Origin of the sequence: Mycobacterium sp. (assembly GCF_040509115.1) — a bacterium.
GTDB lineage: Bacteria > Actinomycetota > Actinomycetes > Mycobacteriales > Mycobacteriaceae > Mycobacterium.
This window is the reverse complement of record NZ_JBEVLO010000236.1, coordinates 1-12820: the sequence shown is the minus strand read 5'-3', so window position 1 is coordinate 12820 and position 12820 is coordinate 1. Positions and strand designations below refer to the sequence as shown.

The window sequence follows — 12820 nt, the reverse complement described above, 5'->3', positions numbered from 1 at the left end:
ACCCCGAAACGGGGTGCCCTTCTCGCATTCGAAGCTAGAGCCCGGCCGACTGCTCGACGAGGTTGGCGAACACGCGGACGCCGACGCCCAGCGCCCGCTCGTCAAGATCGAACGTCGGCTGATGCAGATCCAGTTGCCGCCCGCTGCCCGACCACACGCCCAGCCGGGCCATGGCGCCGGGCACGTCCTCCAGATACCAGGAGAAGTCCTCACCACCCCCGGACTGCCGGGTGTCGGTCAGCACGTCGGGTCCGATCGCCTCGATCGCGTGCGTGAAGATGCGTGTCGACACCTCCTCGTTGACCACCGGGGGCACACCGCGGCGGTAGTGCACGCTGTACTCCACCTGCAGCGGCGCCAGCAGCGACGAGGCGATTTCGCGGATGAGGTCCTCCATGGCCAACCACGCCTCGCGGCTGGCCGTCCGGATGGTGCCTGCAACGGTTCCGGCCTGCGGGATGGCGTTGGCAGCCACGCCTGCGTTGACCGCGCCCCACACCATGACCGTGCTGTCGCGTGGATCCACCCGCCGCGACAGCACCCCGGGCACACCCGTGATGAGCGTCCCCAGCGCATACACCAGGTCTCCGGTGAGGTGCGGCCGCGAGGTGTGCCCACCTGGCGAGTGCAGCGTGATCTCCACCTGATCGGCGGCCGAGGTGATCGGGCCAGGCCGGATGGCGACCCTGCCCACGGCGAGCCGCGGATCGCAGTGCAACGCGAAGATGCGCGACACCCCGTTGAGCGCTCCCGCGGCGATGGCATCGATGGCGCCGCCGGGCATCAGCTCCTCGGCGGGTTGGAAGACCAGTCGGACGCCGACCGGCAGCTCCGGCACCGACGCCAAGGCCAGGCCCGCGCCGAGCAGCACCGACGTGTGCCCGTCGTGTCCGCAGGCGTGCGCGACGTTCGGAACCAGCGACGCGTAGGACGCTCCCGTCCGCTCAGCCATCGGCAGCGCGTCCATGTCGGCGCGCAGCGCCACCCGCGGGACGTCCTCCGGGCCGAAGTCACACGTCAAACCCGTGCCGCCGGGCAGCACCTTCGGGTTGAGTCCCGCGTCGGCCAGATGCGACGCGACGAACTGCGTGGTTTCGAATTCCTGCCGACCGAGCTCGGGGTGCTGGTGAATGTGCCTGCGCCAGGACACCAGGTCGTCGTAGTGCGCGGCCAGCCACGTCTGGGTGTAGTCACCGATGCTGCTCATGCGCGCTCCGCCTTCAGTCTCTGCACGCGGTCGCGCTCCGCGGGGGTCTCGGCGAGCTCGACGACCGTGCGCGCCAACATGATCGCTCCCTCGACGACGGCGGTGTCGGCGCTGGGACCTGCCGCAGCCTGGGTGAACCCCGGCTGATGGATCGAGGCGCCCCCGGCGTCGATGCCGACCACGGGGTGGATGCCAGGCATGAACTGGGTGACGTTGCCCATGTCGGTACTTCCCAGCGGGAACGCCGACTCGACTTCCACGGAGACGGGAGCGCGGCCAAACCGCACCATCTCGGCGCGGAAGACGTCGGCCAACCATTGGTCGGGCGTCAGCTCCAGGTAGGACGGCTCCGTCGTCTCGACTTCGTGGCCACATCCCGTGGCGACCGCGCCGGCGAGGAAGCAGTCCGACATCCTGGTCTCCAGTTCGCGTAGTGAGCCCGCATCGTTGGCCCGCATCGTGTAGTGCAATTCGGTGCTGGCTGGGATGACGTTGGTGGCATCGCCGCCGTTGGTCACGATGCCGTGCGCCATCTGGCCGGGTGCGAATTGCTGACGCAACAGGCCGATCGCCACCTGGGCGACGGTGATCGCGTCGGCCGCGTTGAGTCCGAGGTACGGGGCGACGGCCGCGTGCGCTTCGCGTCCCACGTAATGAACGGCGACCTGGGACAGCGCCAGCGATCTCGCCCTGGCGATGTCCAACGGCCCGGCGTGCAGCATGACCGTCGCTGCCACGTCGTCGAAACAGCCTGCCTCCAGCATCAAGACCTTGCCCCCGCCCGCCTCCTCCGCGGGCGTACCGAAGAGAACGACCGTGAGGTCCAGCTCGTCGGCGACCTCGGCCAACGCCAGCGCCGCGCCGACCGCGGAGGCGGCGATGATGTTGTGCCCGCAGGCATGGCCGATCTCGGGCAGCGCGTCGTACTCCGCGCACACGCCCACGACCAACGAGCCGCTACCGAAGTCGGCGCGGAACGCGGTGTCCAGCCCGCCTGGCGCCGCAGTCATCTGAAAGCCCCGCTCGGCCACCAAGGCCTTGGTCTTGGCGCAGCTGCGGTGCTCGGCGAACGCCAGCTCGGGTTCAGCGTGAATCGAGTGAGACAGCTCGATCAGATCGCCACGACGTCGCTGGACTACGTCCTCGACGGTCGTCGACGCGGTGGCAGTGGGCATCGAAGAAGTATCTCACCGTCCATCTGCTCTTCGCGCGAGCGCTCATCGCCCCACTAGAGTGCCTCCTCGTGACCAGTGCGCCATCCGATCCGCAGGCCGTCGCCGACGCTGCCGCTGCCGACCTCCTGGCGCGCACCGGCGTCGACTCCTTCGACGTTGCCGTCGTGCTCGGCTCCGGCTGGGCGCCCGCGGCAGCCGAGCTCGGCGAGCCGACCGCCGTCGTCCCCATGGCCGACCTTCCGGGTTTCACCCCGCCGACGGCTGCAGGGCACGGCGGCCAGGTCCTGGCGGTGCAAATCGGCGCCACCCGAGTCCTGGTGCTACTCGGCCGGATTCACGCCTACGAGGGTCACGACCTGCGCCACGTCGTCCATCCGGTGCGGACCGCCTGCGCCGCGGGCGTTGGGACCGTGGTGCTGACCAACGCCGCAGGCGGACTCCGCGAGGACTACGCCGTCGGGCAGCCGGTGTTGATCAGCGACCACCTCAATCTGACGGCGCGCTCTCCGCTGGTCGGCGCCCAGTTCGTCGATCTCGTCGACGCCTATGCACCGCGGCTGCGGGCCTTGGCCCGTGACGTCGACCCCACGTTGGCCGAAGGGGTGTACGCGGGGCTGCCGGGCCCGCACTACGAGACACCCGCGGAGATCCGGATGCTGCGCACGATCGGCGCCGATCTGGTCGGCATGTCGACGGTGCACGAGACGATCGCCGCGCGGGCCGCGGGAGCCGAGGTGTTGGGGTTGTCGCTGGTGACGAATCTGGCCGCGGGCATGACCGGCGAGCCACTCAGCCACGTCGAGGTGCTGGCGGCCGGTCGTCAGTCGGCCACGCGGATGGGTTCCCTGCTTTCCGAGGTGCTGGCCCGCCTGGCGCCGTAGCGCTCCGTGAGCTTGACGAATCCGCGCGCCATCAGCGGCGCGGCGAAGAGCATGAGCAGCACCCTGACCACCTGCGCAGCGACGATGAAGGTGACGTTGGAGCCCGTCTCCACCGCGGTGGCCAGCACCGCGTAGACGCCGCCGGGGCTCGTCGACAGATAACCCTCGAGCGGACTGATCCCGCTGACGTGGGCCAGCAGGATGCCCAGTCCCGCGCAGGCGACGTTGAGCACGACGATGAGCGCGAGCGCAACCGGCAACGCCCGACCGATCCCACGGATGGACTCCTTCGTGAACGCAACGCCCGCCTGCCACCCGATCACCGCGTAGCCGACCTGCACCAGGAGCAGCGGGACCGACATTCCGAACGACGTCCCGGTCAACTCCAAGGCGATGGTCAGTGCCATCGGCCCGAGTAGACCCGAGCCGGGCATCCGGACCAGGCGACCCGCCGTGATGCCGACGAGTACGACGACGATCATCATGGGCACGCTGAGATACCAAGGCGCCGCGTCACTATGCGCGGGAGGGGCTGCGTTTCCGGACTTCTCGGCGTGGTAGACCAGCGCCACGACGACGGGCATCGACGCGGTGATGAGCGCGACCCGCAAGTACTGCACGACGGCGACGACGCGATCGTCGCCGCCCAGTTCGCGCGCGATCGCGACCAGTCCCGACGCGCCGCCCGCGACGAGCGCGAGCGATCCGGTCAGCGGGCTGATGTCCCGGTGGAGGCCGAGTAGAGCGCCCGCAATGACGCTAAGGGCCAGGGTTGCCAGGGCGACGGTGAGCACGATGGGCCAGTCGGACCCCAGCGCGGTGAGGGCGTCGCGATGGACCATGGTGCCGATGTAGACGCCAAGGACGCCTTGCGCGGCGAGGCCCGCCTTGCGGGGCATGGCGGCCGGAGCCAGCGACAGCAGCGCCAGCACGATACCCACGATGAGCGCCGCGAAGAGCGCCGCAGAGGGGACGCCGATGGCGTTCAGCGGCAGGGTGACGGCGACCGTCACGACGACCAGCAATGCCCACTTCCACACAATGACAAGTATGCGCTTGCAATTAGATGTGCACAAACCGATGTTCATCACATTATTACCAAGGTATAACTTGGTAATGGGCGCAAACACTGCCACCGCGACCGAGCTACGAGAGTCGATCATGGCGCTGACCCGGCAACTTCGTCGTCACCGCAGCGACAACGGCCTCACCGTCAACCAGCAGCAGGTGCTCGGCGAAGTGATCCGGACGGGCGTCACCACCCCGGCCGAACTCGCCGCCCGCATGCACGTGCGCGTCCAATCCCTCACCGACGGGATCAACCATCTGGAGTCCCGCGGCTTGGTGGCCCGCCGCACCGACGTCGAAGACCGTCGCCGCCAACTCATCGAGGCCACCGCCGACGGCGTGGCCCTGCTGGAGGCCGACCGCGCCGAACGCGACGAGTGGCTCAACGCCGCCATGCGGGAGACGTTGACAGAACTCGAGTTCAACCTGCTGATGCTCGTCGCACCGGTGCTCAGGAAGCTCGCCGACGGCGACGAGCGTGAATGAGCGCGTACGCGAAGACCACCGAACGTGGGATTCCGGCGAACCGCACCGCACAATGAGCGCCATGACGGAACAACGCCTGACGTTCGGGACCGCAGGCTTGCGCGGACCGATGCGCGACGGCCCCGGCGGCATGAACGTCGATACCGTGACGACCGCGACGTGGGCCGTCGCCAGCGTGTTGAAGGACCGCTGCCTCGGCGGGTCGACGGTCGTCGTCGGGCGCGACGCGCGGCACAACTCCGACGACTTCGCGCTGGCGACCGCAGAAGTCTTTGCCGCCGAGGGCTTTTCCGTCGTCTTGCTCCCCGACCCCGCACCGACGCCAGTGGTGGCCTTCGTCACGCGGGGCACGCGGGCAGCGGCGGGCGTGCAGATCACCGCATCACACAATCCGCCCGCCGACAACGGCTACAAGGTGTATCTGGACGGAGGCCTGCAGATCGTCTCGCCATCCGACCGCGAGATCGAAGCGGCGATGGGACGGGCGCCCTCCGAGATCGCCCGCGAGGAGGTGACACCCGCCAACACCGATCTCGTCCACCAGTACGTCCGGCGCGCCGCCAGTGTGCGCCGCGCCACCGGCGACGTCCGGGTCGCGTTGACGGCGATGCACGGGGTCGGCGGCGAAGTGGCCCTACTCGCCCTGCGGATGGCCGGCGTCACCGACGTCCATGCCGTCGGCGAGCAGTTCGATCCCGATCCCGACTTCCCCACCGTCGCGTTCCCCAACCCCGAGGAAGCCGGCGCGACCGACCTGTTGTTGGCCTTGGCCGCCGACGTCGACGCCGAGATTGCGATCGCATTGGATCCCGACGCGGACCGATGCGCGGTCGGCATCCCGACGGCTACGGGCTGGCGCATGCTGTCTGGTGACGAAACTGGTTGGCTACTCGGCGATTACGTACTCTCGCAGATCGACCCCGGCGAGGTGATGGCCAGCAGCGTGGTGGCCAGCACCGTCGTGTCGTCCCGAATGCTGGCGTCGATCGCCGCCCACCACGGCGCCCAGCACGTCGAGACCCTGACCGGGTTCAAGTGGCTGGCCCGCGCTGACGCCGGGATGGCGGGCAGCACGCTCGTCTACGCCTACGAGGAGGCCATCGGCCACTGCGTCGACCCAGCCGCGGTACGCGACAAGGACGGCATCAGCGCGGCGATCCTCGCGTGTGACCTGGTCTCGGCTCTGCGCGCCGATGGACGCACGCTCACCGACGCTCTCGACGCGCTCGCTCTGCGGCACGGCGTGCACGTCAGCGCCGCGGTCTCGGTGCCTGCCAATGCCACGCTGATGGACAGGCTGCGGGCAGCGCCACCCGACCGGCTGGGCGGCGAAGCGATTGCCGTGGAAGACCTGTTGGACCGCCGCGGTCAGCAGCGAACCGATGCCATCCTCTACGCCGGTGAGACCGTGCGGGTCGCAGTCCGACCATCGGGAACCGAGCCAAAGGTCAAGGCATACCTGGAGATTCACCTGCCCCGGCGCGACGACGTCGAGGTTGCCTCTGCGGAGGCGAACGCACTACTCGACGGGTTGATGGCCGACGTGGTCGATCTGCTTCAGCGCGGACCGAATTGACGGTCCCCCGCGTCGCCAAGGCCGGGGACGATGTAGGAGACGTCGTTGAGGCCGTCGTCGATCGCCGCGGTGTAGAGGCGTAGCTCGGGAGCCACCTTCTCAAGTGCCGCAATGCCTTCCGGTGCGCACACCACGCAGACGGCGGTGACGTCGACGGCGTTGCGCGCGTACAGCAACCCCAGGGTGTGCGCCATCGACCCGCCGGTGGCCAACATGGGATCCAACACCATCACGGGCGTCGTGCTCAGGTCCTCTGGCAGCGACTCCAGATACGGCGTCGGTAGGGCGGTCTCCTCGTCGCGGGCGACCCCGACGAAGCCGACCTTGGCCTCGGGGATCAGTTGATGCGCCCTCTCGACCATGCCGAGACCCGCGCGCAACACCGGCACCAGCAGCGGCGGGGCCGCCAGCCGCGACCCGACGGTCTCGGTCAGCGGCGTGCGGATCGGCACGGGTTCGCTGGCGGCGTCACGGGTGGCCTCGTAGACGAGCATCAACGCCAGGTCGTTCAACGCCGCCCGAAAGCCGGCGTTGTCGGTGCGCTCGTCGCGCAACGTGGTCAGCCGCGCGGCGGCAAGGGGATGATCGACAACGCGGACGTCCATGCGCTCGAACCCTAATGGACCGCGACGTCGGAGACGTGTATGAACCCACGTCGGAGACGTCAATGAACCCGCGTCGGATACGTGTATGGAACCGCGGGGCGCTCGCGCCCGTCATAACCGCATGCTCGCCGACACGTCCGACATCCACGTCTTCTCGACCGCCCAGCACCGCCACGCCGACGATCTCGCCGCCGTCGCAGCTGACCTGACCGCCGCACAGTCCTCCGCCGACGCCTTCGGCGCCGTGGGCGCCGCCTTCCTCACCACCCTGAACGCCGCGTTGGTGGAGGAGGCGGGGCGGGTGCGGTGGCTCGCCGATCGGTTGGCCACGGCAAGATCCACCGCGGCCACGGCCGCCGAAACCTATCGCGACGCCGAAGCCACCACGGGGCAGGCGATCTCGACGCACACGGTGTGAGCGTGAGTTCGTTCGCGGCCGGACTGATCGCACAGATCCGGGCCGTGCAAGCGTCGCTGGGATCGGGATCGTTGGACGCGCCCGCCGCCCTACCCGGTATTCGCGACGCCCTGGCCCAGGTCGGCGTCGCGGCGGGCGCCTCTTGGCAGCGGACGCAGTGGGCGGGCGAGGGCGGTGACGCGGCATCGGACTTCACCAGGGCGACCGTCGACGCCGTCCAGGCCATGGCGGGCCGCACCGACCAGCTCGGGCGGGCGGCGGCAGGTGCGGCGGACGCCGTCGCCCGGGCGCGTTCGAGGTTGCGCGAGATCGTCGAGGAGTTCGAGGCGCGCACCGCAGCACTCGAGGCTCGGCTGCCCGACCCCGGCGTCGCCGACCAACTGGTGGCCGAGGCGCGCCGCGCACTCGCAGACGCCGAGCGGGTCGTCGACGAGCTTCGTGCCGAATTGGACGCGCGGGCGGCCGCGGTCACCCACTCCACCACCGCACCTACGCCCACGACACCCGCACCTACGCCCACGACACCCGCCGGATTCGGCGGGCTGGGCTCGGGACCGGGGCCGGCATCGGGCTCCGGTCTCGGGTCGGCATCATCCGGGTTGATACCCGCAAGTCTTGCCAGCCTCCCGGCACTTCGCCCCGACGCGCCGTCGGGCGACCGGGCCGAAGCCGCCCCGACGGCCGACCCCGGCATGTTCGGCAGCGGTGTTGCGGTGAACTTGCCCGACGGGAGCACCGCCACGGCACCCAACGCCGTTGCGGCAAGCGCGGTCCGGCATGCGTTGACCCAGCTGGGCGTTCCCTACGATTGGGGTGGCACCACGCCAGGCGTTGGGCTGGATTGCAGTGGTCTTACCCAGTGGGCGTATCACGAAGCGGGCCTTGACCTTCCGCGGTTGGCCCAGGAGCAGGACATCGGGATGGAGGTCGGCCGAAACGCCTTGCGCCCTGGTGACCTGGCCGTCTGGGACGGGCACGTGGCGATGATCGTTGGCAACGGGCAGATGATCGAAGCGGGCTCGCCCGTCAAGCTATCGGCGATCCGGACGTCGAATGCGGGTCAAGGATTTCAGGGGTTCTGGCGTCCTACGGTGTGACTGTCGGCACGACTCGTCGATTCACCGATGCACGACGACCTTGCCGACCATTCGACCGGATTCGACCAATCGATGCGCCTCGCGCAGTCCCTCGGCGTCGAAGCCCTTGATGGCCGACGTGAGCGTCGTCCTGAGCTCTCCGGCATCGACCATCCTGGCGGCCTCGGCGAGCAGTCGCCCTTGAGACTCCATGTCATAGCCGAACATCGAACGGGTGAACATCAGCTCCCAGTGCCACGCGATGCTCTTCTCCTTGAGCACCACCAATTCCAGCCCCTCGGGTTCGTCGATGGCGGTGACGTGGCCGAACGGCCGGATGATCTCTGCGTAGATCCCGACGTTGCCTGCGGAGTGCGGGGAGAACACGAAGTCCACGCCGTCGGGTGCGACGTCGAGAGCCTGGTCACGAAGATGGTGGTGGTTGATCACGACGTCGGCGCCCATGTCGACGGCCCACTGTCGTGAATCGTCACGACTGCCGGTGCCGATCACCCGCACACCGGTGAGCTTCTTGGCCAGTTGGATCATCACCGAGCCGACGCCGCCGGCCGCACCCACGACGAGCAGGTCCCCCCGCGTTTCCCCATTCATACCGAACCGCTCGAACAGCGTCTCCCACGCCGTGATCGTGGTGAGGGGAAGCGCCGCGGCCTCGGCGAACGTCAACGAAGCCGGTTTGCGGGCGACGATGCGCTCGTCGACGGCCTGAAACTCGGAATTGCTGCCCTGGCGAGTGATGTCACCCGCGTACCAGACCTTGTCTCCGACCGACAGCGTCGTCACCGCGGATCCGACGGCGTGCACCACACCCGCGGCGTCGAAACCGAGGATCGTCGGCTCGGCCGACGATGTCATGCTCGAGCGCCGCTTCACGTCGACCGGGTTCACCGAGACGGCTTCGACCCGGACCAGGACGTCCCGCGGCAACACTTCGGGCAGGGGAACCACGATGTCCTTGAGTGCATCGGGAGAGTCGATCGGCAATGCAGCGTACGAGCCGACTGCTGTCATCGTGGTCATGTCCGTTGTCGTCCTATGTATTTGGGGGGTCTTGTCGGGCAGAGGCTCCGACCTCCGCGATGCTAGCGCCGGTACCCCAGTGTCCTGCAAGGTCGATCACTTCCCTCGTGGAAAGCAGTGCAGGTGGCGGGCGGCATGGTCGTGGCCCCTGACTCGGAAGGGACATCCCACTCTTGACGACACCGCCTCATCCCGCCCGTGAGCCATTACGATCCAACCGAAAGGATTGAAGGTCACACCACTGAGGAGCCACATGGCAACGAGGTGCCCGAGCGGTCGCCACGATCAGCACGACGTCTACTCGGCGACCTGCCCGTGCCGGTCGCTGCTCGACCTGCTGGCCAACAAGTGGTCCGCGCTGATCATCGGTCTTCTCGACGATCGCGGTGCGCTGCGCTTCACGGCAGTGCAGACCGCTCTGCCCGGCGTCGGCGCGAAGGTGCTCACCCAGACCCTGCGCCGTCTGGAGGCCGCGTCGTTGGTGACGCGGACGATCTATCCCGAGGTGCCGCCACGAGTCGAATACCAGCTGACCGAGCTCGGCGTCAGCGTCTCCGAACCCCTTGGTGCGCTCCGGGCCTGGGCCGAGGACAACCTCGACCGAATCGAGTCGCTCAACGGTGACTGGGCGCCGTGACCGCACGCCGTTTGGCATGCTGGTGCCCATGACGCGCTGGCATCCGGTCGAACCGGTCGACGAAGGCTTCTTCACGTCCGCACCACACCTGTTCCGCTACTCGACGCGCTTCGAGGCTCCGCCTGCGAAGGTGTGGGAATCCCTGACCTCCGACGGGTCGCTGGCCGACTGGAGCGCGACCGTCACCTCGGTGAATTGGTTGAGCCCCCGCCCGTTTGGCGTCGGCACCACCCGCGAGGTCGCCCTGGCGCCTGGCGCGATCAAGGTCCGGGAACGCTACTTCCGCTGGGATGAAGGGCACCGGGATGAAGAGCACCGCAACTCGTTCGCCGTCTACGAGGCGAGCCTTCCGATCTTTCGACACTTCGCCGAGGACTACGTCGTCGAACCGGAGGGCACCGACGGGGAGACCACCCGGTTCACCTGGACCGTGGCCATCGAACCCAAGGCGGGGTTCGCGCTGCCGTTCAAGCCGCTGGCCCCGGTGCTGAAGCTGGCCTTCGGCCGGCTGGCCGTCGATGGCAGGCGGTACTTCGCCCGGACCTGAGCGGGCTCAATCGGTCGGTTCCGCGGCGGGCACGTCGTCGCGTCCCCGCCAGTGCCGGTAGCCGCGGTGCGCGGCGAAGGCCCCGATGACGGCCGTCACGCACCACACTCCGATCGCTGTGTAGGCGAGCGGCGCCGACAGATCGCCGATCGACGCCCCGAGCGCCGTATACACGAACGCGCGCGGCGCTGATCCGATGAACGCGCCAACGGCCATCTGCCACAACGGAACTCCGAACGCACCGAACGTGTACGACGCCAGGGCGTCGGAGATGCCAGGCACGAACCGCTGCCCCACCACTGCCCACAGTCCGCCTCGGCGGATCTGCGCGTCCAGGCGGTCGGCCCGGCGCTCCCCGATCAGCGCGCGGGCACTGTCGCGACCGGCCCGCCGACCGATGAGGCTGGTGATGACCGCGGTGCCGATCGCCGAGCCGAGGGTGACGAAGGTGCCGAGCAGCGGCCCGAACAGGACACCGCTTCCCGCCGCCAGGATCGGTCCGGGAACGAGGATCGCGCCGAGCGTCGCGGATACCGCCACGTACGTCAACGGTGCGAGTGGACCCGTCGCCGCCACCGCGCTTCGTACGTCGTCGACGTCGACCACCCGTGCGACCGTGAACAGATAGAACAACCCGGCCAGGAACACGACGAACAACACCAGTCGAACGACGTGGCGGCGCCGGCTGGTCGTTGACGTTCCGTCGTTCTCGGTCATGCTGGCGTCAATCCTGCCGCATTGGGGCCGACCGGGTCTCCGACCGCCTGGCAACCAACTCGTGCAGCGTCGTTAGGCTGTGCCGCATGGCTGCTGACATCGTGCCGGTGCGTCTCGGGCTGACCAATGGCGATCTCTACACACTGTGGGCTCCCTCCTGGCGGGACGAAGACGACGAGTGGCAGGCGTTCCTGGGCAAGGACGATGACCTGTACGCGTTCGAGTCGGTCGCCGACCTGGTCGGATTCGTCCGGACCAGCTCCGACAACGACCTTGCCGATCACCCGGCCTGGCCCGCCCTGACGGGGGCGAACGCCCACAGCCTCGAACCCGACGACGAGCAGCAGCACGACCTGATCGGCGTGCCAGAGATCGTGGCGGAGAAGCCCACCGGAGAGTCCGTCGGGCAACTCCTGCGCGCACTGGCCGTCGTGCAGGCCATCGGATCGGTGTGCGACCTGACCGCCGTCGCGAAGTTCTTCAACGGCAACCCCGTCCTGGGTTCGCTCGGCGGCGGCCTCGAGGCGTTTGACGGCCGCGTCGGCCGGAAGCGCTGGGCCGAGATCGAGGGCGTGATCGGCCGCAGCTGGGACGGCGTCATCGATGCCATCGACGCCATCGTGTCCACCCCCGACGTCGACGCCGCGGCGTCCGAGAAGGCCGAGGTCGAACTCGCCGAGCCCGCGCCGGAGGTCGACGAGACCGAGGACGCCGACGAAGACTCCGACGGAGACTCCGACGAGGCGATCATCGAGGGCGAGGTCGACACCGACGGGGAGGAAGACGCCCTGGCCGCCCAGGCCACCGCACAGGTCCTCGGCGACGACGAGGACTTCTGGGCAAACGTCGGCATCGACCCGATCCGCCTCCTCACCCGGGGCGGCACCTACTACACGTTGCGCTGCTACCTCGACGACAAGCCGATCTTCCTCGGCTCGGGCGGCACGATCGAGGTGTTCGGCAGCGAGCGGGCCCTCGCCCGCTGGCTGGCCGGGGACGAGACCGAGGACAACGACCTCGCCGCGGTCTCCACGTGGACCGAGGTCGTCGAGCAGGCGTCGGTGGGGGAGCTGGAGGTCGAGGTCGACCCCCTCAACCACTACGTGCTGCCCGGCCTGGTGGACGACATCGCCGAGGGCACCCTGGACGTCGACCCCTCCCAGCTGGAGCTGGTCACCGAGCTGCTGCTCGACGTGGGGGAGTGGGCGGGCGACGACGAGCCCCGCACCGCGCTGGCCGACAACCAGCCGCTGGGCTGGCTCGTGTCGTTCGTGGTGCGCCCGAACCCGACCCGCCTGGCCCCGAGCCCGCCGTTCACCGCCGAGTCGGCCCGCCTGCGCGAGCTGCTGAGCGAGCTGGAGGAGCGCCTCCACCGTGCCTGATCTG

The 12820-nt window shown here is 69.0% G+C and carries 14 protein-coding genes; 8 read left to right on the top strand and 6 right to left on the bottom strand.

Annotated features, from left to right (window positions below; genetic code table 11):
* Positions 1-34: 34 nt before the first annotated feature.
* Together ABW137_RS16200 and ABW137_RS16195 are read right to left on the bottom strand one after the other, a co-directional pair.
* Positions 35-1207, bottom strand: coding sequence for an amidohydrolase (locus tag ABW137_RS16200; RefSeq protein WP_526401714.1), 1173 nt, complete (start codon positions 1205-1207; stop codon positions 35-37).
* Positions 1204-2382 carry a M20 family metallopeptidase gene (locus ABW137_RS16195; RefSeq protein WP_526401712.1) on the bottom strand — a complete coding sequence of 393 codons (1179 nt, stop codon included), beginning with the start codon at positions 2380-2382 and terminating at the stop codon, positions 1204-1206. The genes ABW137_RS16200 and ABW137_RS16195 overlap by 4 nt, the downstream gene beginning before the upstream one ends.
* Positions 2383-2450: 68 nt before the next feature.
* Here ABW137_RS16195 and ABW137_RS16190 point away from each other — a divergent pair, with 68 nt between their 5' ends.
* Positions 2451-3263 (top strand): purine-nucleoside phosphorylase, encoded by an 813-nt coding sequence (locus tag ABW137_RS16190; protein ID WP_526401710.1) that lies wholly within the window; start codon positions 2451-2453, stop codon positions 3261-3263.
* On the opposite strand, the gene ABW137_RS16185 is transcribed toward ABW137_RS16190, so the two are convergent.
* Positions 3203-4351 (bottom strand): AbrB family protein, encoded by a 1149-nt coding sequence (locus tag ABW137_RS16185; RefSeq protein ID WP_526401708.1) that lies wholly within the window; start codon positions 4349-4351, stop codon positions 3203-3205. The genes ABW137_RS16190 and ABW137_RS16185 overlap by 61 nt on opposite strands.
* Positions 4352-4379: 28 nt before the next feature.
* Here ABW137_RS16185 and ABW137_RS16180 point away from each other — a divergent pair, with 28 nt between their 5' ends.
* Together ABW137_RS16180 and ABW137_RS16175 are read left to right on the top strand one after the other, a co-directional pair.
* Positions 4380-4817: a MarR family winged helix-turn-helix transcriptional regulator gene (locus ABW137_RS16180; RefSeq protein WP_526401706.1), complete on the top strand. Its 438-nt coding sequence runs from the start codon at positions 4380-4382 to the stop codon at positions 4815-4817.
* Positions 4818-4869: 52 nt separating this feature from the next.
* A complete protein-coding gene (locus ABW137_RS16175; protein ID WP_526401704.1) occupies positions 4870-6393 on the top strand; it encodes a phospho-sugar mutase in 1524 nt (507 codons plus the stop codon).
* Here the strand turns inward: ABW137_RS16175 and upp are convergent.
* Positions 6375-6998, bottom strand: coding sequence for a uracil phosphoribosyltransferase (upp, locus tag ABW137_RS16170; protein WP_526401702.1), 624 nt, complete (start codon positions 6996-6998; stop codon positions 6375-6377). The genes ABW137_RS16175 and upp overlap by 19 nt on opposite strands.
* 121 nt (positions 6999-7119) lie before the next feature.
* On the opposite strand from upp, the gene ABW137_RS16165 reads away from it, so the two are divergent.
* Together ABW137_RS16165 and ABW137_RS16160 are read left to right on the top strand one after the other, a co-directional pair.
* Positions 7120-7416 carry a hypothetical protein gene (locus ABW137_RS16165; RefSeq protein WP_526401700.1) on the top strand — a complete coding sequence of 99 codons (297 nt, stop codon included), beginning with the start codon at positions 7120-7122 and terminating at the stop codon, positions 7414-7416.
* 2 nt (positions 7417-7418) lie between these two features.
* Entirely contained in the window at positions 7419-8513 is a 1095-nt protein-coding gene (locus ABW137_RS16160) for a C40 family peptidase (RefSeq protein ID WP_526401698.1), read from the top strand.
* A gap of 21 nt (positions 8514-8534) precedes the next feature.
* On the opposite strand, the gene ABW137_RS16155 is transcribed toward ABW137_RS16160, so the two are convergent.
* On the bottom strand, positions 8535-9533 hold the full coding sequence (locus ABW137_RS16155) for a zinc-binding alcohol dehydrogenase family protein (protein ID WP_526401696.1): 999 nt from the start codon (positions 9531-9533) through the stop codon (positions 8535-8537).
* Between the two features lie 253 nt (positions 9534-9786).
* Between ABW137_RS16155 and ABW137_RS16150 the strand changes: the two genes are divergently transcribed.
* Together ABW137_RS16150 and ABW137_RS16145 are read left to right on the top strand one after the other, a co-directional pair.
* Complete coding sequence (locus ABW137_RS16150; RefSeq protein WP_526401694.1) at positions 9787-10170, top strand: winged helix-turn-helix transcriptional regulator; 384 nt, start codon at positions 9787-9789, stop codon at positions 10168-10170.
* Positions 10171-10198: 28 nt separating this feature from the next.
* Positions 10199-10717 (top strand): SRPBCC family protein, encoded by a 519-nt coding sequence (locus tag ABW137_RS16145; RefSeq protein WP_526401692.1) that lies wholly within the window; start codon positions 10199-10201, stop codon positions 10715-10717.
* 6 nt (positions 10718-10723) lie between these two features.
* Here ABW137_RS16145 and ABW137_RS16140 read toward each other — a convergent pair whose 3' ends face one another.
* Positions 10724-11434 carry a TVP38/TMEM64 family protein gene (locus ABW137_RS16140; protein ID WP_526401690.1) on the bottom strand — a complete coding sequence of 237 codons (711 nt, stop codon included), beginning with the start codon at positions 11432-11434 and terminating at the stop codon, positions 10724-10726.
* Between the two features lie 86 nt (positions 11435-11520).
* Here ABW137_RS16140 and ABW137_RS16135 point away from each other — a divergent pair, with 86 nt between their 5' ends.
* Complete coding sequence (locus tag ABW137_RS16135) at positions 11521-12816, top strand: SatS C-terminal domain-containing protein (protein ID WP_526401688.1); 1296 nt, start codon at positions 11521-11523, stop codon at positions 12814-12816.
* Positions 12817-12820: the final 4 nt, after the last annotated feature.

Coding starts and splice junctions, on each gene's coding strand:
- ABW137_RS16135 (WP_526401688.1), top strand. CDS start 11,521: ATGGCTGCTGACATCGTGCCGGTGCGTCTCGGGCTGACCAATGGCGAT.
- ABW137_RS16185 (WP_526401708.1), bottom strand. CDS start 4,351: ATGAACATCGGTTTGTGCACATCTAATTGCAAGCGCATACTTGTCATT.
- ABW137_RS16165 (WP_526401700.1), top strand. CDS start 7,120: ATGCTCGCCGACACGTCCGACATCCACGTCTTCTCGACCGCCCAGCAC.
- ABW137_RS16200 (WP_526401714.1), bottom strand. CDS start 1,207: ATGAGCAGCATCGGTGACTACACCCAGACGTGGCTGGCCGCGCACTAC.
- ABW137_RS16195 (WP_526401712.1), bottom strand. CDS start 2,382: ATGCCCACTGCCACCGCGTCGACGACCGTCGAGGACGTAGTCCAGCGA.
- ABW137_RS16175 (WP_526401704.1), top strand. CDS start 4,870: ATGAGCGCCATGACGGAACAACGCCTGACGTTCGGGACCGCAGGCTTG.
- ABW137_RS16180 (WP_526401706.1), top strand. CDS start 4,380: ATGGGCGCAAACACTGCCACCGCGACCGAGCTACGAGAGTCGATCATG.
- ABW137_RS16140 (WP_526401690.1), bottom strand. CDS start 11,434: ATGACCGAGAACGACGGAACGTCAACGACCAGCCGGCGCCGCCACGTC.
- ABW137_RS16145 (WP_526401692.1), top strand. CDS start 10,199: ATGACGCGCTGGCATCCGGTCGAACCGGTCGACGAAGGCTTCTTCACG.
- upp (WP_526401702.1), bottom strand. CDS start 6,998: ATGGACGTCCGCGTTGTCGATCATCCCCTTGCCGCCGCGCGGCTGACC.
- ABW137_RS16155 (WP_526401696.1), bottom strand. CDS start 9,533: ATGACCACGATGACAGCAGTCGGCTCGTACGCTGCATTGCCGATCGAC.
- ABW137_RS16150 (WP_526401694.1), top strand. CDS start 9,787: ATGGCAACGAGGTGCCCGAGCGGTCGCCACGATCAGCACGACGTCTAC.